Genomic DNA, 18,133 nt, shown 5'->3' on the forward strand with positions numbered 1-18,133 from the left:
TGTCTGGCCGCTGCGGGCAGCGCCGCATCACCACAGGCACGCGGCGAGTTCAGGGGGATCAGGCAGGGCGCCATGTGGCGCGACATCCATCGATCAAGGGAGAGGGTTCATGCACGTTTTTCGCAAGGGGTACCACCGTTTGCTGCTGGTGCTGTTGCTGGGTGGCCTCAGCGCGGGCGCCGGTGCGCAGGGCATCGCCAAGGGCGCCGATGTCAGCTGGCTCAACCAGCAGGCCGCGGCCAACCCGCCGCAGGTGTTTCGCGATGCGGCCGGCAACACCACCGACTTCATCAAGCTGTTCAAGGATGTGGGCGGCAACGCCATCCGCCTACGCGTGTGGGTCAACCCGTCCGGCGGCTGGAACGATGGCCGCGACACCCTGGACAAGGCCAAGCGCGCCGCCGCGCAGGGCATGCGCATCATGATCGACTTCCACTACAGCGACAGCTGGGCCGACCCCGGCAAGCAGACCAAGCCAGCCGCCTGGGCGGGCCACTCCGTCGCCCAGCTCAATACCGATGTCTACAGCCACACCCAGGGCATCCTCAAATACCTCAAGGACAACGGCATCACCGTCAGCTGGGTGCAGGTGGGCAACGAGATCAACAGCGGCATGTTGTGGAACGAGGGCAAGACGCCCAACTTCGCCACGCTGGGCCAGTTCATCAATAGCGGCTACAACGCCACCAAGGCGGTGTACCCCAACGCCAAGGTCATCGTGCACCTGGCCAACGGCTACGACAACGCCAACTTCCGCTGGTTCTTCGACAACCTGCGCTCGGCCGGCGGCAAGTGGGACGTCATCGGCATGTCGCATTACCCGCCGGTCGGCAGCTGGCAGGACTACAACAGCCGCCTGGACACCAACATGCGCGACATGATCTCCCGCTACGGCAGCGACGTGATCGTGGCCGAGGTCGGCATGGACTGGCAGCAGGCCGCCACCACCCGCGCCATGCTCACCAACCTGCTCAACCGCAGCAGCGCCATCGGATCGCGCGTGCTCGGCATCTTCTACTGGGAGCCCAACGCCTACCCCGGCTGGCAGGGCTACACCATGGGCGCGGTCAACAACAACGGCCAGCTGACCGAAGCGCTACAAGCGTTCTGACCCCCCACCGTAGGAGCGCACCCGGGCGCGACGGGCTTCACCGGTAACGCCCCTCGCGCCCAGGTGCACTCCTACAGGGCGCCAGGCGCATCCCCCAGGCGTAGGAGCGCACCCGGGCGCGACCGGGCTTTGCCGGTAACGCCTCTCGCGCCCTGGTGCGCTCCTACGGGGTATGCGTGTCGGTCCATTCCGGCCGGTGGCCCTTATCCTTTGGTCGTATACCGGCAGCGCCCGCTGCAGCGGATCGTCGTCCCAGCCGGCATCGGTACCCCACCCACGCACAACACCGTCCCATTCCATACGCACCCGTAGCGAGGAATGGCAACAGGTGCGTGCGGTACACTTGGGGGTTCACGAATTCACGATGTCGACACACCCGCGGGGTGTGTCCCCCCGGGAGCGCTAATGAACTGGTTGAACGAAGTGCTGCACAACGATCCGAACCCGCTTGAGACGCAGGAGTGGCTCGAATCGATCAAGGCCGTCATCGACGTCGAAGGCCCGGAGCGCGCCCATCAGCTGCTGGAAGGCATGGTCGAACAGACCCGCCGCGCCGGCGCTTACCTGCCGTTCTCGCCCACCACCGAGTACGTCAACACCATTGCACCGGCCAACGAGGCCAAGAACCCCGGCGACTCCGCGCTGGAGTGGAAGATCCGCTCGATCATCCGCTGGAACGCCATGGCCACCGTCGTGCGGGCCAACCGCAAGCCGGGCGACCTGGGCGGCCACATCGCCTCGTTCGCCTCCAGCGCCACGCTGTACGACGTGGGTTTCAACCACTTCTGGCGCGCGCCCAGCGACCAGCACCCGGGCGACCTGCTGTTCATCCAGGGCCATAGCGCCCCGGGCGTCTACGCCCGCGCCTTCCTGGAAGGCCGTATCAGCGAAGCCCAGCTGGACAACTTCCGCATGGAAGTGGACGGCCAGGGCATCTCCTCCTACCCGCACCCGTGGCTGATGCCCGAGTTCTGGCAGACCCCCACCGTGTCGATGGGCCTGGGCCCGCTGGCCGCCATCTACCAGGCGCAGTTCATGCGCTACCTGGAAAACCGCGGCCTGATCGAGAAGTCCGACCGCAAGGTGTGGTGCTTCATCGGCGACGGCGAGAGCGACGAGCCGGAAACCCTCGGCGCCATCGCGCTGGCCGGCCGCGAAGGCCTGGACAACCTGATCTTCGTGGTCAACTGCAACCTGCAGCGCCTGGACGGCCCGGTGCGCGGCAACGGCAAGATCATCCAGGAACTGGAAGGCGTGTTCCGTGGCGGCGGCTGGAACGTCATCAAGCTGCTCTGGGGCGGCTACTGGGACGCGCTGCTGGCCAAGGACACCGACGGTGTGCTGCGCAAGCTGATGATGGAAACCGTCGACGGCGAATACCAGAACTGCAAGGCCTTCGGTGGCGCCTACACGCGCGCCAATTTCTTCGGCAAGTACCCGGAGACTGCGGCCATGGTCGCCGGTCTGTCCGACGACGACATCTGGCGCCTGAACCGTGGCGGCCACGACCCGCACAAGGTGTACGCCGCCTACCACCAGGCCGTGAACACCACCGGCATGCCCACCGTGATCCTGGCCAAGACGGTCAAGGGCTACGGCATGGGTTCGGCCGGTGAGGCGCTCAACCCCACCCACCAGACCAAGAAGCTGGACGATGCGGCGGTCAAGCACTTCCGCGACCGCTTCAACATCCCGGTGACCGACGCCCAGCTGGAAGACGGCCAGGTGCCGTTCTACCACCCCGGCGAAGATTCCCCGGAAGTGCAGTACCTCAAGGAACGCCGCAACGTGCTGGGCGGCTTCCTGCCCTCGCGCCGTCCCAAGGCCAGCAAGTCGTTCGTGGCGCCCACGCTCGACAAGTTCGAGCGCCTGCTCAAGGACAGCGGCGAGCGCAGCTATTCCACCACCATGTCCTTCGTGCAGAGCCTCAACATCGCCCTGCGCGACAAGGAGCTGGGCCCGCGCATCGTGCCGATCGTGGCCGATGAGGCGCGCACCTTCGGTATGGAAGGCATGTTCCGCCAGATCGGCATCTATGCCCCGTTCGGCCAGAAGTACAAGCCGGTCGATGCCGACCAGCTGATGTACTACCGCGAAGACCAGACCGGCCAGGTGCTGCAGCAGGGCATCAGCGAGCCGGGCGCCATCGCCTCGTGGATGGCCGCCGGCACCAGCTACTCGGTGTCCGACGTGCCGATGCTGCCGTTCTACATCTACTACTCCATGTTCGGCTTCCAGCGCGTGGGCGACATCGCCTGGCAGGCAGCGGACATGCGCACGCGTGGCTTCCTGCTCGGCGGCACCGCCGGCCGCACCACGCTCAATGGCGAAGGCCTGCAGCACGAAGACGGCTTCAGCCAGGTCATCGCCGGCTCCATCCCGAACGTGCGTAGCTACGACCCGACCTTCGGCTTCGAAGTCACCGTCATCATGCAGCACGGCATGAAGGCGATGATGGAAGACCAGATCGACGAGTACTACTACATCACCCTGATGAACGAGAACTACGCCCACCCCGGCATGCCGGACGGCGCAGCCGAGGGCATCATCAAGGGCATGTACCTGCTCAAGGACGCCGGCAAGCCCAAGAAGGGCGAGCTGCGCGTGCAGCTGCTGGGCAGCGGCACCATCCTGCGCGAGGCCATTGCCGCGGCCGAGCTGCTGGACAAGGACTTCGGCGTCACCGCCGACATCTGGTCCTGCCCCAGTCTCAACGAAGTACGCCGCGACGGCTACGCCGTGGAACGCTGGAACCGCCTGCACCCGGAGGCCGAACAGCGCAAGCCCTACGTCACCCAGCTGCTGGAAGGCCGCCAGGGCCCGGCCATCGCCGCAACCGACTACGTGCGCGCCTTCGCCGACCAGATCCGCGCCTTTGTCCCGATGACCTACACCGTGCTCGGCACGGATGGGTTCGGTCGTTCGGATACGCGTGCCAACCTGCGCCGCTTCTTCGAGGTCGACCGCTACTACATCGCACATGCGGCGATTGCTGCGCTGGCGAAGGATGGCAAGATGACCGGCAAGGATGTGGCCCGGGCGATCAAGCAGTACAAGATTGATCCTGAGAAGGCGAATCCGGTAGGGGTTTGATTATTAGCCCCAACATTAAAAAGGGCAGCCAACTGGCTGCCCTTTTTTTGTCCTGTCGCAGTGGTCACGTGCATCGCAGTTCAATGGCGTCAAGATTTTGAAGAAATTTCTGATTAACCTTTGTCTTTTCGGATCGAATGATGTTGGATAGAACCTTTTCGTCACTGCGATAAATTAGGTTTGTCCAGCATTCGGGGTACATCTGCCTCATGACAAACAAAACAAAAGATAATGGCGTCATCTTATTGGAATGTAGGCGAATTTGATTTTGAAGGCCGATGTGCAAGTGGGCTGCCGGGTGAACTCCCGTTTTGTATCCCCTTTCATCGTAATCGAACCTGATGGGCGTAACATGTTTCCGTTCTGAAGCAGTTTCAAGTACGTACCAATAATCGGTTTCGTGTTCCTTTCTATTTGGCGGGGTGTTTTCTAAGCCAATAGATGTCAAGTATTCGCAGAAAGTTATAATTTCGAGAGGGCATTGAATGTAACTAAATGAAGGCCTTTCGCCCTCGCCAAATAGAAATAAAGAATGATCTGACATCCTTATATGGAAAAATTTATTATCGATGAGCGTCTTCCATTGTTCTATGTAGCTCAATGTTCTTAAATTTTGTATTAGCTGATCTTTGAGGATGAACGAATCATCGCCATAGGCTAATACTGGAAAGTTGGATTCTCTGGCTATGTTCCTAATTAGTTGTTTGTACATCTAGCTAAGCCGCTTCTTGGTCTTGCGCTCTACCTGAAGTTCCTTGAGCTTCTTGCGCAAAATTCTTTCGAAATCCTCCGTATCTAAACCGTCGCCTAGGGAGTCAATTTCCGCTTCCACAACGGACGGTTCGACGCTGACCAAATCTCTCTTCATAAATACGAGCTCTTCCTTTGTCGGGTACGCAAATTTATGATTAGGGAAGTTAGCTTTTGCGGCATCCAGTTCTCGGGAAAAGCTTAGCGCCGCGGCCCCCATCCCGGTCACATACAGCCACCCTTTTGCACGAGTCATGCCAGTAAATGCGAGATTTCTAGATCTTGGGGTTGGGCGTAAAAATAATGCATCAATGCCAACAAGGTAGACTGAGTATGCCTCATTTCCCTTGGCTTTATAAATTGTCGATAGTGTAACTTCTCCAGGTCGCTGAAAATCCCTTATTTCAAATCCGCTTCCATGAATGTTATTTACCCTGATTCCAATAGCGGCTAAGGATGATGATATTGCCCTGAGGTAAACATTGGCATTTCTGTCGTCCGCAGTAATGACTAGGATGTCTTCTGGCGATATCCCTTGCTCTTGAATGTCGCCTCTTATTCTTTCTGTAACGAAATTAACCTCTTGAGTGAGGTCGTTGAATGAAGAGCAACTTATTATCTCGTCGATAGAGTTTGTCTCACTGATAGAAGATGGTGAGTTCTCCTGTGGACGTTCGATCACAACTTGCTGGCCAAAAGTAAGCTCTCCTCTGATTTCGTATCCAAAATCCTCCCAGTGCTCTTTAGATTCCAGCATCTGAACTATTTTTTGCCCATAGATTCCAAACCCAATTGCATGTGCGCAAAGTAGGATCTCACGAGGATTTCTATAGCATTTGTGCAGAACGGCCTCCTCGTCAAATTCCACGACGGACTGACCACTTGCATCCATTCCAAACAAAATAGCGGCTGTAGGGATCTCAACGTCAAATATAGTTTGGAAGACATCATAAGCAATCACTAGTTTTTCTTCTGATGTGACTCTTAGCGCTAAACTCATGAATTCTGGTGGAAAGTCTTGTGCCTCATCAACAAATACATAGTCGTATACATTTCCTATAGAAGAGTCGGCTAGAAGACGAGAGCAGGCGGCGGCAAATGGACGGTCAGATATAGCCTTTGCTTGCGCGAAGTTGAGGGCGTCGTGTCCAAACCTTCGGGCGACCTGGTAGTAAAATCCATCATTTGTCGCTCCACCCCAAGCGTGTAGCACTTGAATCCTATCCCAGTTAGGATCGCGATCCTCATGCATACGGTAGAACCGAGTGATAAGTTGTTTGATGTGTTGGTACAAGCTCTTTGTATAAAAAGTGACCACAATGTTTGCTTCAGGCTCTTTAATCGCGGTCAAAGCAGCCTTAAGAGCAAGTACCACAGTTTTTCCCGATCCGGCCAGCCCTTGAATTCTCTGTAGCCCCGCGATCTCGCTCATGTATGCCACGCGCTGGTCGCGGTCAAACCTTCGTATTTCTTCCTCAAGTCGAGCTATGTCAGCTATGCGGGAATGCCTGCCAAATCCTTCAGTTCGTCGCTCTTTGGGTTTTAGAAGAGCTTTTGATCCATCTATAACTGAGATTAATTCATCCAATACTTCAGGCGAAATCTCCTCGTTAGTGAAGTGAGACTGGAATTTAGTGTCGAGTCCTGCGAATCCGATGACGGTATTCTCAGCTTGTTCGCCTTCTTCAATCCATAGGAAAGCATCGATATTAAACTTCAGCTGGGCACGGCCGAGCCTGAGCCTGGGATATCTGACTAGGCGGGAAAATACTTGGCTGAATGTGCCCTCAAGTTTATCCGTTGTTGTTGAATCGATTTGGCTTGGCGCACTTATTAGCAATACACCGAGGCTCGGTGAGACAACGACTACGTCTGCTACCAAAAGCTTGTCGTCCTCCCTGAATAGTGGGAAGCTGTGAAAAATAATGGAATCTGACAATCTTAATTCAACTTGTTTTTCCTTAAGGTGTTGAATTAGTCTTCGAAGATTCGCATTTCCGCGCAAGGCCGAGTCCTTCGGGAATATTTGTAATGCCATTACTTTCTCCATGCTTGGTGGCGTATGTGCAAATTTGGCAGCTCGTTTGCATCATAGCTAACAATGAGGTCAGGTACACTTAGTGGTTGATGGCGTTCGGCTTGCTTGGGCGATGAGCGCAAAAAGGTAGTAAGTAACGGGGTCAGGTTCACTTATCAATCGACGGTGCTCGGCTTGCGTGGCCGATGCGCGGGCCTAACGCCCGCAAAGCGGCGGGTCTTGGCCTCGACCATCGCGCAGAAGGCGTCGTGGCCCAGAGCTCGCTGCTGCTCTAGATGAAGGCGGATGCTGACGAGCAGTTCGTCGGGCATTGCTTCATCGAGCAGAGCGCGGTAGGCGTTGGATCGCTCAGTCGGGTCGTTGCCAAGTGCAAGCCAGCAGGGATGTGGCATCAGCGCGGAGTGCCCGCGCTGGCCTAGATTGGCCGGACAGCTGGACCAACGATACGACGCCGGATCGTCGGTCAGGCGAGCGCGCACTGGGTTGAGCTCAATGTAGCGATAGCAGCGAAGCACGTAGTCAGAACTGTCAACAAGGCAGGCCTTGTAGCGTCCCTCCAATAGTGTACCGGTGCGCCCGTGGCGGCCATTGAACAGTGCGACGTAGTTGCGCCCAAGCCTTTGCATCGGTTGCCCGATCCGTCCCGCTGCAGCTGGCGTGACTAGCAAGTGCACATGGTTGTCCATCAATACATAGGCATGCAGCTTGCAGCCCGTGGCCTGTAGGGCCTCATGCAGCAGGTGCAGGTAGCGTAATCGGTCGCCATCATCCAGAACGCACGGCAAGCGGTTGTTCCCGCGCTGCACGATGTGCTGCGGGATGCCGGTAAGGGCGATGCGTGTGAGTCTGGACATATCACAACGCGTGCAGCCAGCTGATGGTGATGATAGCGGGAGGCCATCCAAATATTTGAGTCAGTCGCCTGAAATTTACTTGAAAAGTGAACCTGACTCCGCTAGCGCCCAGCCGTGTATGGCACGTTAATTACTCTTTGGCTCGCTAAAAATGAGATTCTGATCATGTATTTAAATTAAATGCTATTTTTATGCTTAAGTTAGGAGGCCATATGCCGCTATCGCATGCGATACGCGCGAAGAGAATTAGATGAGAACGGAATTAGCTTACAGCGAAGAATTTAATGACATCATCAACGCGGAACGGGCTTACGAGCTCTATTGGGCGGATATCATCACTGATAAGCGAGCATTTTGCTGCCCAGGCGAGGCTTGTCCAGCACGCTACACTTGCGCGAATTTAGACACGCCTGAGCTGGAACTCAAACAACAGCCGCACTATCGTGTCCAGCGTGGCTACGATACTCACACAGCTGGCTGCCCATTTGAGGGGGATGTCGAAAAAATTCTGGGGTCGGGAGTTGGGAAGGGACAAAAAGCGGACGCGGGTTCGCCGGCACCGGACCGATTTCTCATGAGTCGTCCTGCAGATCACTTTAAAGCCAAAACTGCAATTTCTGGTGGAACCGGCGGACTACGAGGTCATGGTGTTGGGGGCGGAAGTGGTGGACTTCGCAGTAGACGTACAGATTTCTACTCAGTGGCAGCGCTTGTCTCACGATGGACTAAAGCAAGGACCGCCGGAGTAGACGCAGACCAGACGATCCGGGTCGGTGCTAATCAAGCTATCACCTACAAGGAGATGTTCGAGTGTATTTTTTCTAAGCGTCCCCAGCTTAGTGGAAAGGACCGCGTTTATTGGGGGACCGCTTCTATCGCGGAAGAAGAGAAGGGGTTTAGAATTAAATTTCGTGACGCAATTGAGTCCGTTCTGCCTGGGACTAAATTGCCACAAAAAGTTCGTCCTTCGCTAATGATTTGGAGGAGTGATTTACAGGCTTCAGAGATGAAAAAGTTACACGCAAAGCGTTTGATGCGATTCGCGTCAAGCGGTGAACCTTGTGTAGTCTTTGTGTACGGTGTTCCGTTGGTAACAAAGGGGAAGGATGAGAGTGGTCTCTACATAGATTTTAAAGTGAAAAATCTGGATCTTATTGATTTTGAATCGACGGATATATACGAGAGAATTAAGCGCCCGCCTGCCAAGTAGGGTTTTTATAATGTGTGACGGGATTTTCTTGTTGGGAGCGCTCAGATGACTGTTTAGCGTAAAGTGCTGACGGGCTTCTTCGTGATGGGGGATACAGCTGGATCCTTGATAGTGTAATAACGGGGTCAGGTTCACTTATCAATCGACGGTGCTCTGCTTGCGTGGCCGATGCGCGGGGCTGACGCCAGCAAATCGGCGGGTCTTGGCTTCGACCATCGCGCGGAAGGCGTCGTGGCCTTAATAACGGAGTCAGGTTAACTTATCAGTCGGGGGTGTTCGGTTTGCGTGGCCGATGAGCTGGCCTGACGCCTGCAAAGCGGTTGGTCTTGGCTTCGACCATTGCGCGGAAGGCGTCGTGGCCCAGGGCTCGCTGCTGCTGCAGATGAAGACGAATGCTGGTAAGCAGTTCGTCGGAGAGGGTTTCATCGAGCAGAGCACGGTAGGCGTTGGATCGCTCGATCGGGTCGCTGCCAAGCGCAAGCCAACAGGGATGTGGTGTCAGTGCGGAGTGCTTGCGCTGGCCTAGGTTGGCTGGGCAGCTGGACCAAAGATACGCTGCCGGGTTATCGGTCAGGCGAGCACGCACCGGATTGAGCTCAATGTAGCGATAGCAGCGAAGGACGTAGTCCGCACTGTCCACAAGACACGCTTTGTACCGCCCTTCCCATAGCGTACCAGTGCGCCCGTGGCGGCCATTGAACAATGCGACGTAGTTTCGTCCAAGCCGTTGCATCAGTTGCCCGATTCGTCCCGCTGCAGATGGCGTGACTAGCAAGTGCACATGGTTGTCCATCAATACGTAAGCGTGCAACTGGCAGCCTGTGGCGTGCAAGGCCTCATGCATCAGGTGCAGATAGCGCAATCGATCGCCATCATCCAGAAAGCAGGGCAAGCGGTTGTTCCCGCGCTGCACGATGTGCTGCGGGATGCCGGGAAGCTCGATGCGCGGAAGTCTGGCCACCTGGCAAGACTCGCAGCAAGGTATTGGTTCTGACAGCGAGGACACCCTCCCAAAGGGTAAGGCCGCAGCCTGAAATTCACGTAAGAAGTAAACCTGACCGCTGTCAGCGGTGTATAAATAAGCAGAGCCATAGACGCGCGGCTTGCTAGTCTTGCTTAAAAAGTGAAGGGATACACATGCAACGATACGGGCAACTACTGCTATGGGTTCTAGTCTGCTCAGGCATCTCGCTGCTGACAAGTTGCCAGGCACAGACAACCCAAACGCAGGACGTGCCAACGCGCGTTGCGGCGGATGGGCAGGTTCCCATCGTACGACCGCTGCAGTTGGCGGCGATGACCAGTCCGATGGTGGTCGAATTCAACGTGCAGCCTCCTGGCAAGAGCGCGACTGGCACACTGTTCCTGGGTATCCGCGTCGGTGACGATGATGCTCTGAAGTCACTTGAAGCTGCTCAAGCGCTCCGCAGATCGGGTCTGCACGCTGAGCTTGTTCTGAAACGGCTTGAACCAAGCGGTGCAATCAACATGCCATTGGTGCGTGTTGAATCGCAGGCAGGCGTCCCCGCTCGGACCATCGCTGTGAGTGCAGACGGGCGTGTTCCAGGCGTGTGGCTGGACGAGGTGGACGGCTCGTCCCTTCAATCTGCGGGTCTGGAATCTCCAGAGCGTCGTTACACGCAGCTTGCCTTCGCATGGGCGCAAGCAATTCAGCCTGGCAGGTATCAGCTGAGCATCAGGCTGCTTGGCCAGCCGCCGCAGTTGGCATCGATCGAATCCGAGTTGCTGGTCGCTTACCGGCACAAATCAAAGTAGGAACACCTCATGGACGATAAATACGCTGTCACTCTCTACGTTGCCGCTCCAGGGACACCGCTTCTTGACGGTGGAACATCAGCGGCAGGGCACATGTACTACACAGTCACGCACGGGAAGGAACAAACCAGCTTCGGGTTTGCGCCCATCGAGCACGGCGTGATGGCAGGGCCTGGAAAGGTCTACAACAATGATGCCGATCAATACCAAAAGCCTTTCTACCAACACACGATGGAGATCAGCAAGGATCAATACGAAAAATTGATGGAGTTTGGTGCAAAGCCCGGCGAACACGGCTTCAATACCCAGTATCACGGCGCAATGAACAGTTGCATCGATTACACATGGGGCGCTGTCAATTACGCCGGTCTGCATCGTACCGACCTGAAGTTCATACAGGACAAGGACTTCGAGGGTGGCCTGAAACCGCTCAGCAACGTTGAGTACATCCGTAGTATCAAAGCCCCTGTTCCCGACAGCGAATTGAACACTGAGCAATACAACCCGATGCCGGAGCGGACACTCCTGCAGCGCGTGATCAGTGATGCGCAGTTGCCAGACAAGGATCGTGAGATGCTCAACACGATTCGGGAACAGGTTGCAGGCATCGATCAGCAACATGGCAGGGCCTACGATGCCACTAGCGAGAAGATTTCCGTTAGTTTGCTGGCAACCGCCAAGGAGAGCGGACTTAGCCGCGTAGACCACGTGGTCCTCGGAAACACTCCCGGTGATGGAGCAGGCCAGCGCCTATTTGTAGTGCAAGGCGAGTTGAGTAACCCTGCTCACCTCAGAGCATCGATAAAGGCCGAAGAAGCAGCAAAAACACCTGTCGAGCAGTCATTCGCAAAGGTCGAGCAAATCTCTAACACCCAACACGAGCGTGCGTTGGCAGCACAGCAGGAACCCGCAATTGAGCAAAGTCGGGCGCCGATGCAGATGGGTTGATCGCCGTTGGTTTGGCTGGGAAAGGGAGTCGGTTAGTGAGGGAATAGCTGGGGTCAGGGTTACTTATCAGTTGGCGGCACTTGGCTTGCGTGACCGATAAGTGAGCTTGACGCTGGCGAAGCAGCAGGTCCTTACTTCGAGCGTCGCATGAAAGACAGCGTGGCTGGGCCTCTGCTGCTGCCACGAATAATGGCATATTACGGTTTTTATCGTTCTTATGATTGAATTAGAAGGTCAACGTTTCTTCGGTATCTGCATAGACCAGTACGACCTTTTCGCCTGCATACGGTAAGGCGACCTCAGGTGACGATGGCTCAGTCTTGGAAAATTCAACTTTCGCCATGGTGTCACATTTATCACTGATGCTGCATCTGCGAATGGCAATACGCAATACGCCGTGGTCGTTTGTGAAATCCACACCGGGAGAATAAAAGAGGCTTTCTGCAGGCATGTGGTAGCTAATTCGGATTGCATTGCCCTCTGCTTTTTCGATCTTGACGGGCTGAACATCTTTCTTCTTGTAATCAGAGCGTATCTTTCCTCCTGTACATGCAGTCAAAGTTGATATCACAAATAATCCCGCAGCAAGAGTAAGCCTGATTTTCAAATTCATATCAATACCTATCTGTAAATTCGCCAAAATAACTTGGCGCCTACTCCCCAATGTCCTGCGGAGCTCGGTGCACTATAAGCTTGCTTAGGTGGATTCCGTCTGCAGAATGAAATCCGACCATCCATGTAACCGGTACAGGTGGCGCGGCCACCGAGGGCTGCGCTTCTTTCATGATGGAGGGAAGCTTGCAAGCTACTGACGCCTTGTAACCTGCCCCCGAAGAGCTAAGTACCTTGCATTGGAAGCCGAGGTTCTCAAGATTCTTTTGCGCGGCTGTGAGAGGCGAGCCGATCGGATTATCCGCTTCAAGCTGCTGCCTTGCTTCAGTGGAAGACTGTTGAGTATTAAACACGAGCCGTGAGTCTTGCTGCATGGCAGAGCACCCCGATATGAAAAAGAGGCTAGCAGCTACCAGTGGTGCTAGAGGACTACGGTTGGCTTGAGGATCGTTTTGCATGATTTGACAGCTTCACCGCAATCACACGGACGGTCATCCATGTGGATGTCGGTTGCAAGTATGCTCCCATAAGGTAGTGGAGCTATGACGTAACAGAGTCCGGTTTAACTTGATCTCGTTTCATCGCAGTCTGTGCGTCGGTTGCTGCCACATCTTTCGCTTTGCTCTTCAATGCCATCTCGAGCAAATATTCATAGGTCTGAAGCTTACCCCTAGCAGATGTGGCCACCCAGCAGATCATCCAGAAGAACAGCAGGAAAATACCCACCATTGCTGTCAATGGGGACATTGCTAAAGGATTGCCACCTGCGCGCAGAACCAGAAAGAGCGACACCGCGACCGGTAGAAGTCCTAGCTTGTCGATGCTTCCAGCCAATAGCGCAATGCGGCCCGCACGGCGCATATGACTGTAGCGGGCGTGATCTAGCATGACTTGCAGGGTTGCCGCCGGATACCCTTTCAGCCAAGTCACCTCCTGCATGAATTGCTCCAGTTGATGATCAGTGCGCATTGCTTGATCTACTGTCCACCGACGTAGATCAATCACAATTCCATAGATGCTAAGCACAAACAGGACGATCAGCGCTACCAATGCAACCCAGAAGCCAGCCGTTGCTGCCTTCTTTAGCAACTGGGGAGGAACATTGGTAAAGCTTAAGAACGAAGCAATAAGGGTCAGGGCGATTCCCAATGCCATAACGATGGCTGCGCCGCGCACGAGGCGGCTTGGGCTGGCAGTGTCGGCCGGGAACTCTGGTAGTGCGCGCAGGCGTTCTTCTAATACCCTGAAGGTCAAGGGAACGACCGGTGCTACGCCGCTACTTTCCATGACACCTGCCATCGTTGAGTGATACGGCAAGATTAAAGGTGTCTGGCCTACACGGCCAGGTGGAAATGATGGGACGGCACGAAATTTATTTCGTAGTGCGCCCGGTTCGTAGCGGGCCTGTGATCTTAACTTTCTGAGCACAGGGGCTGTGTTTCCGCGCCTTTTGGATCTGCCTTTCAAGAACAGATGGCCACAGTTGACATCGCAATCCGTGCGTTGCAATCTCCAACTTAAGGAGCGTCGAAACTCCTCAGACAGCGGTACCCACCTCCGTCAAACCGGTGGGTTTTTTGTGCCTGCATCCTGCAGGTACAAGCCGACGCGATGCCTGCGTCGGGAGGGCGGCTAATACAACACCCTTCGGGGAAATACGCCCGCCGGCTGTCTGCGGTTTCGAACCTCCCGACATCCCGTCGCCGTCGGCGGCGGTTCTTGGGTTGTTCCAGGAGGGCATTGCCATGTCTACCGCACTTTCCATGCCGGCATCTGTGCCGGTTGATCTGTTGCCAGCCTCCGCTCGCCGCGTGCTCTGGGATGAGGGCGAGGTGCTGCGCGGGATCGTCGCAGGCGCAGCTGTTGAGCAGGCGAGCGAGCATCCCGCGCATCCGCTGAGTCGCCAGCTCGTTGTGTTACCGCACACCTCGCGCCGCCTGTCGGCACGCAGGGCTGCGCCATTGCAGCAGTACGTCGCTGCAACCATCACCCGCCACCACCCGGAGGCGCCATGACACGCCGCCGCCCACCCACGGCATCTGCCAGCGCACGGCCCACCCGCACGCGTGCGCGCCCCACGCCGCCCAAGCGCGTGCAGTGGGTTGTTGTGGAACCCGACTGCACCAAGCTGCCACCGATGCTGCCGCCCGACCCGGACGCCTCCCCGCAAGGCCCCGGCACGCTACGCGCACCCCGCCGCGCCCGCCGCCCGCGCCAATGCACCGTCAGCTACACCCATTACCCCGGCGCCCACGACCATGCCGGCGACCAGCACGTGCCCCACGTCCGCCTCAGCGGCCTATGGCTGGAACAACTGGGCTTTGCTATCGGCACCAAGCTGCGCATCACCGCCAGCGCGGGGCAGTTGTTGATGGAGGTGTTGCCGCCGGTTGAGGTGCCGGCCAAGGCGCGCAGCGTGCGGTGATGATGGTGCGGCTGCCAGACCCCTTGCGATTGACCTCGGTGCCGGATGCCACTAGCGTCGCAGCCACACCAGCGCACAACGGACGCTTCATGATCGCGCGCCCCCTCTACGCCTTGCTGGCCACCCTCGCTCTGGGCGCATGCGCCCACACGGCGGCCACCTCAGCCCCGGCAACCGTCACGGAGACATCTGCCATGAGTTTATCCAGCCCTGCCACGGTGCCGCCTGGTAAGCTCACTGCGGAGGATTTACTTGGCCAACTGCTTGCCTTGATCAAGGGCAGCCAGACCATCTCCGACTTCACTCCCGAGCGTCTGAATTCAGCGATGGGGCAGGTGGTTCAATTCGTGAAAGACGATAAAAACGCCGATACCGTGCTTTTGGCCCGCTCACCAAAGAGTGGGGTTACGGCTTTGGTGTTGATGAAACCAAACTCGATGGGCGATGGTTCGAATTCCCTTTTGACCGCAATGTGGCCGGTGCATCACCTCCGATGACCGAGATCTGCGGTCTCGACTTCGATCACTTACCCAGCAGCTTGAACGAATGGGATTCACGCGCGAGCGCAACATCGTCGAGGATGGCCGCTGGATGAGTGACTTCTTTACACGCCCAGGGATGCGTGTAGAGGTTTTCCCACGGGGAGAGGCTGCGGAACCGCAACAGCTGGTGGCCCACAACTGCATCAAATGGATCTACATCCGATAAGATCGCCTCATGGGCCTGGACGTGCATTTTTGCCTTAAGCGTCAGATCCAGCATCACACTCACAGGAGAGATACGGTGCTTATTACAAGCGGTCGAATGCGCTTTGCCGTTGCGGCATCGATCATCGGTCTGATCATAGGCTGCAGCATGCAATCGCCCCCCGCAAATACCTCCATTGCAAAGGAGCAGTCAGATATGCAAACCACAGTGCCATTGACGCGAAGCTTGCTTTCGCACGACGGAGAAAACATGGTGCTTGAGTTCGACGTACCTGCCCAGCCGGAGGACGCGAACCCACCAATTTTCATCGGCGTTCTATTGACGGGAAATGACATGGGCACGGTAGCGGATGCCGCCGACCGTCTGGTGCGTGCCGATATCATTGCAGTCGTGCATCTGGAACGTATCGAGCAGGCCGGGGCGGTTCCGGTGGAGCTGCAGCGCAGTCAGCGTGTCGGAAGAGAACAAGAGTTGCCTGTTGCCATCGCCGCAGACGGCATTGCAAAGGGGTTGTTCGCGCTAAATGCAGATGTCGCGACAATGGCACGCGCTGGGCTACCCCCGACCGGCACGGTCTCCGAGGAGCTCGCGTTTGCCTACAGTACTTCCCTCCAGGCTGGTCGCTATCGTCTCCGATTGCGTATTGATCAGAACCGGCGGGCATTGCTAGATGAGAACGCTCAGCTGTTGATTGCTTACACTCACAAAGCAAAATAAGGTTGGCGAGACATGGATGATCACGACAAACGCTACACTGTCACCGTCTACGTCGCTGCGGCGGGCACCCCACTCTTGATCACCGGCGGCAACTCCATGGCCGGCCACATGTACTACACAGTAAGCGACGGCAAGGAAGTTAATAGCTATGGGTTTGCTCCCGCTGAACACGGCGAGTCTAGCGGGCCGGGAAAGGTATTCAAGGATGACGTCAGGAACTATAAAGATCCTTATTACTCGCGCACGATGGAAATCGATCAGTCGCAGTACGAGAAGCTAAAAGACTTCGGCAAGTCGCCTGCGAAACATGGGTTCAATATGGAGTACGGTGGCGCTTCCAACAGCTGCATCGACTTCACGTGGGGTGCGCTGAACCATGCGGGACTGCATCGTACGACCAGACAGGGGGTCGACAAGGACTTTGAAGGCGCGCTCAAGCCGGTAGGGAATGTCGACGAGATCAAGAGCATCCATGCCCCCTTGCCTAACAGTGAGTTGAACAGGGAGCGCAGTAATCCTAAGCCCGATCAGCTCTGGTGGCAGAAAGTGATCGGAGAGGCGCATCTACCCGGTAATCAGTTGCCCCCGGGCGAGGTCAGTGCAGTAGCCGCGCATCCACAGGCGCATGATCCACTTCATCGCCAGGCCGAGGATGCCGTTCGTCGCCTTGAGCGAGGCCTCGGCAGGGAATACGACGACAACAGCGCCCGCCTTGCAGCAAGCAGCGCATATCTAGCCAAGGAAAGCGGGCTGGCGCGGATCGATCACGTTGTGCTGAGCGAGAACACCAAGTCCGTGCGACAGGGTGAGAACGTCTTCGTTGTGGAAGGCGCGTTGAACGACCCCGCTCACAAGATGGCGCACATGAAGACCAACGACGCGATTGCACAGCCGGTTGAGCAGTCTCTCGCGCAGCTCCAGGCTTTGGGCGAGACGCAGCGTCAGCAGCACTCCCAGCAGCAGGAGCAGCAGCGCGAGCAATCGATCGCCCCGCAGCACCGGATGGTGTGAAGGATACAGATCCGATGTTCTGCGATGCTCTTCTCGGGCGGCTAGGGTTGTGGGTGCATCCAGAACGGAGGACGGGGACATGATCTTTTTCTCGGCGCATGTGACTGACCCGGCGAGCGGCGCCGCATGCGGTAGGGGATGCGCGGTGAGCCTGTTAGTGTCGATGGCGGTCTGTCTGATTCTTGCGGCGCCTGTTTCCGGCACTCCGGTCTTTCAGCAGGCTGTTGTAGCATCCGGAAGCAGAGCGCAGCCGGAAGCGCCTGATGTAATGAGGCGACTTAGGCGAGACATAGACCGCTTGCTCATCACGGACTTCAAGGATATTGCGGCGCTTGATTCTTTACTGACGACAAGACTCGGCCCCATCCAGTCACGAGATGGGGTGGCTGTACGCGGCGGTAGCAATGGTCTGTTGGCAGGCATCGCCGTGCGTAATATCGAGCTGCGGGGTGCGCAAGAAGATCGATCACGAACAACTCTGGTGATAGAGGTCTGGCCGTCCCGCGTTCTTTTCGATGATGCGGCCTGGGCAGATGCCCTCCCGTATCCGCCTCACCCAGATGCGCCCGGCTCCAGGGCTTACAGGCTGCTGCAGGTCGGTACGACGCGAGTTGTCATTGGTCTAACCGAAGACCAGCTGCACGTGAGTTACATCACCATCAGCAAGACTTGATTCAACCGGTGCAGTCAGGTTGTCTGCAGGATGGATGAGGCGTATGTGGTCAATTCACTGGAGGACAGCTGCGTCACGCCGTCCGATCGCATCTTGATCAAGAAGAAGTATCCGGGCGCTCACGGGCCCGTCGAGTTTCAAAAGGCGGCACATAGAAGCTGAGTAGTGGTCGACATTGCAGAGACGCATGCGCATTCGTGAGGTGAG

The 18,133-nt window shown here is 56.7% G+C and carries 16 protein-coding genes and 1 pseudogene; 11 read left to right on the forward strand and 6 right to left on the reverse strand.

Going from position 1 to position 18,133, the window contains the following annotated elements; all coding sequences use genetic code 11:
* Positions 1 to 109 precede the first annotated feature (109 nt).
* Together ABQY64_RS03185 and aceE are read left to right on the forward strand one after the other, a co-directional pair.
* Positions 110 to 1,111: an arabinogalactan endo-1,4-beta-galactosidase gene (locus tag ABQY64_RS03185; RefSeq protein ID WP_104571011.1), complete on the forward strand. Its 1,002-nt coding sequence runs from the start codon at positions 110 to 112 to the stop codon at positions 1,109 to 1,111.
* 405 nt (positions 1,112 to 1,516) lie between these two features.
* Entirely contained in the window at positions 1,517 to 4,204 is a 2,688-nt protein-coding gene (aceE, locus tag ABQY64_RS03190; RefSeq protein WP_039523227.1) for a pyruvate dehydrogenase (acetyl-transferring), homodimeric type, read from the forward strand.
* 64 nt (positions 4,205 to 4,268) lie between these two features.
* On the opposite strand, the gene ABQY64_RS03195 is transcribed toward aceE, so the two are convergent.
* The 3 genes from ABQY64_RS03195 to ABQY64_RS03205 form a co-directional block, all read right to left on the reverse strand.
* Positions 4,269 to 4,916 carry a DUF2290 domain-containing protein gene (locus tag ABQY64_RS03195; RefSeq protein ID WP_374151337.1) on the reverse strand — a complete coding sequence of 216 codons (648 nt, stop codon included), beginning with the start codon at positions 4,914 to 4,916 and terminating at the stop codon, positions 4,269 to 4,271.
* The gene (locus ABQY64_RS03200; RefSeq protein ID WP_349779724.1) at positions 4,917 to 6,992 is read right to left on the reverse strand and encodes an ATP-binding domain-containing protein; all 2,076 of its coding nucleotides are present in this window, start codon (positions 6,990 to 6,992) and stop codon (positions 4,917 to 4,919) included.
* A 155-nt stretch (positions 6,993 to 7,147) separates the two neighbouring features.
* Complete coding sequence (locus ABQY64_RS03205; protein ID WP_349779723.1) at positions 7,148 to 7,846, reverse strand: transposase; 699 nt, start codon at positions 7,844 to 7,846, stop codon at positions 7,148 to 7,150.
* Between the two features lie 250 nt (positions 7,847 to 8,096).
* Here ABQY64_RS03205 and ABQY64_RS03210 point away from each other — a divergent pair, with 250 nt between their 5' ends.
* Positions 8,097 to 9,056, forward strand: coding sequence for a hypothetical protein (locus tag ABQY64_RS03210; protein WP_349779722.1), 960 nt, complete (start codon positions 8,097 to 8,099; stop codon positions 9,054 to 9,056).
* 262 nt (positions 9,057 to 9,318) lie between these two features.
* Here ABQY64_RS03210 and ABQY64_RS03215 read toward each other — a convergent pair whose 3' ends face one another.
* Positions 9,319 to 10,017: a transposase gene (locus ABQY64_RS03215; protein WP_349779721.1), complete on the reverse strand. Its 699-nt coding sequence runs from the start codon at positions 10,015 to 10,017 to the stop codon at positions 9,319 to 9,321.
* A gap of 335 nt (positions 10,018 to 10,352) precedes the next feature.
* On the opposite strand from ABQY64_RS03215, the gene ABQY64_RS03220 reads away from it, so the two are divergent.
* Together ABQY64_RS03220 and ABQY64_RS03225 are read left to right on the forward strand one after the other, a co-directional pair.
* Positions 10,353 to 10,832 (forward strand): hypothetical protein, encoded by a 480-nt coding sequence (locus ABQY64_RS03220; RefSeq protein ID WP_349779720.1) that lies wholly within the window; start codon positions 10,353 to 10,355, stop codon positions 10,830 to 10,832.
* A gap of 9 nt (positions 10,833 to 10,841) precedes the next feature.
* The gene (locus ABQY64_RS03225; RefSeq protein WP_349779719.1) at positions 10,842 to 11,780 is read left to right on the forward strand and encodes an XVIPCD domain-containing protein; all 939 of its coding nucleotides are present in this window, start codon (positions 10,842 to 10,844) and stop codon (positions 11,778 to 11,780) included.
* 226 nt (positions 11,781 to 12,006) lie between these two features.
* On the opposite strand, the gene ABQY64_RS03230 is transcribed toward ABQY64_RS03225, so the two are convergent.
* The gene (locus ABQY64_RS03230) at positions 12,007 to 12,393 is read right to left on the reverse strand and encodes a hypothetical protein (RefSeq protein WP_349779718.1); all 387 of its coding nucleotides are present in this window, start codon (positions 12,391 to 12,393) and stop codon (positions 12,007 to 12,009) included.
* Between the two features lie 539 nt (positions 12,394 to 12,932).
* Positions 12,933 to 13,679: a hypothetical protein gene (locus tag ABQY64_RS03235; protein WP_349779717.1), complete on the reverse strand. Its 747-nt coding sequence runs from the start codon at positions 13,677 to 13,679 to the stop codon at positions 12,933 to 12,935.
* Between the two features lie 458 nt (positions 13,680 to 14,137).
* Between ABQY64_RS03235 and ABQY64_RS03240 the strand changes: the two genes are divergently transcribed.
* The 6 genes and pseudogenes from ABQY64_RS03240 to ABQY64_RS03265 all read left to right on the forward strand — a co-directional run bounded on the left by ABQY64_RS03240 (position 14,138) and on the right by ABQY64_RS03265 (position 17,926).
* The gene (locus tag ABQY64_RS03240) at positions 14,138 to 14,407 is read left to right on the forward strand and encodes a hypothetical protein (protein WP_104593049.1); all 270 of its coding nucleotides are present in this window, start codon (positions 14,138 to 14,140) and stop codon (positions 14,405 to 14,407) included.
* Positions 14,404 to 14,817 (forward strand): SymE family type I addiction module toxin, encoded by a 414-nt coding sequence (locus ABQY64_RS03245; RefSeq protein ID WP_104601117.1) that lies wholly within the window; start codon positions 14,404 to 14,406, stop codon positions 14,815 to 14,817. The genes ABQY64_RS03240 and ABQY64_RS03245 overlap by 4 nt, the downstream gene beginning before the upstream one ends.
* A gap of 89 nt (positions 14,818 to 14,906) precedes the next feature.
* Positions 14,907 to 15,525 (forward strand): annotated as a pseudogene (locus ABQY64_RS03250) (hypothetical protein).
* Positions 15,526 to 15,600: 75 nt separating this feature from the next.
* Positions 15,601 to 16,242 carry a hypothetical protein gene (locus ABQY64_RS03255; protein WP_257998296.1) on the forward strand — a complete coding sequence of 214 codons (642 nt, stop codon included), beginning with the start codon at positions 15,601 to 15,603 and terminating at the stop codon, positions 16,240 to 16,242.
* 108 nt (positions 16,243 to 16,350) lie between these two features.
* Positions 16,351 to 17,253, forward strand: a complete 903-nt coding sequence (locus tag ABQY64_RS03260) for an XVIPCD domain-containing protein (protein WP_181105707.1) — start codon at positions 16,351 to 16,353, stop codon at positions 17,251 to 17,253.
* A gap of 79 nt (positions 17,254 to 17,332) precedes the next feature.
* Entirely contained in the window at positions 17,333 to 17,926 is a 594-nt protein-coding gene (locus tag ABQY64_RS03265; RefSeq protein ID WP_146010630.1) for a hypothetical protein, read from the forward strand.
* Positions 17,927 to 18,133: the final 207 nt, after the last annotated feature.

This window comes from Xanthomonas sp. WHRI 7065 (assembly GCF_040203115.2).
Classification (GTDB): Bacteria; Pseudomonadota; Gammaproteobacteria; order Xanthomonadales; family Xanthomonadaceae; genus Xanthomonas; species Xanthomonas arboricola.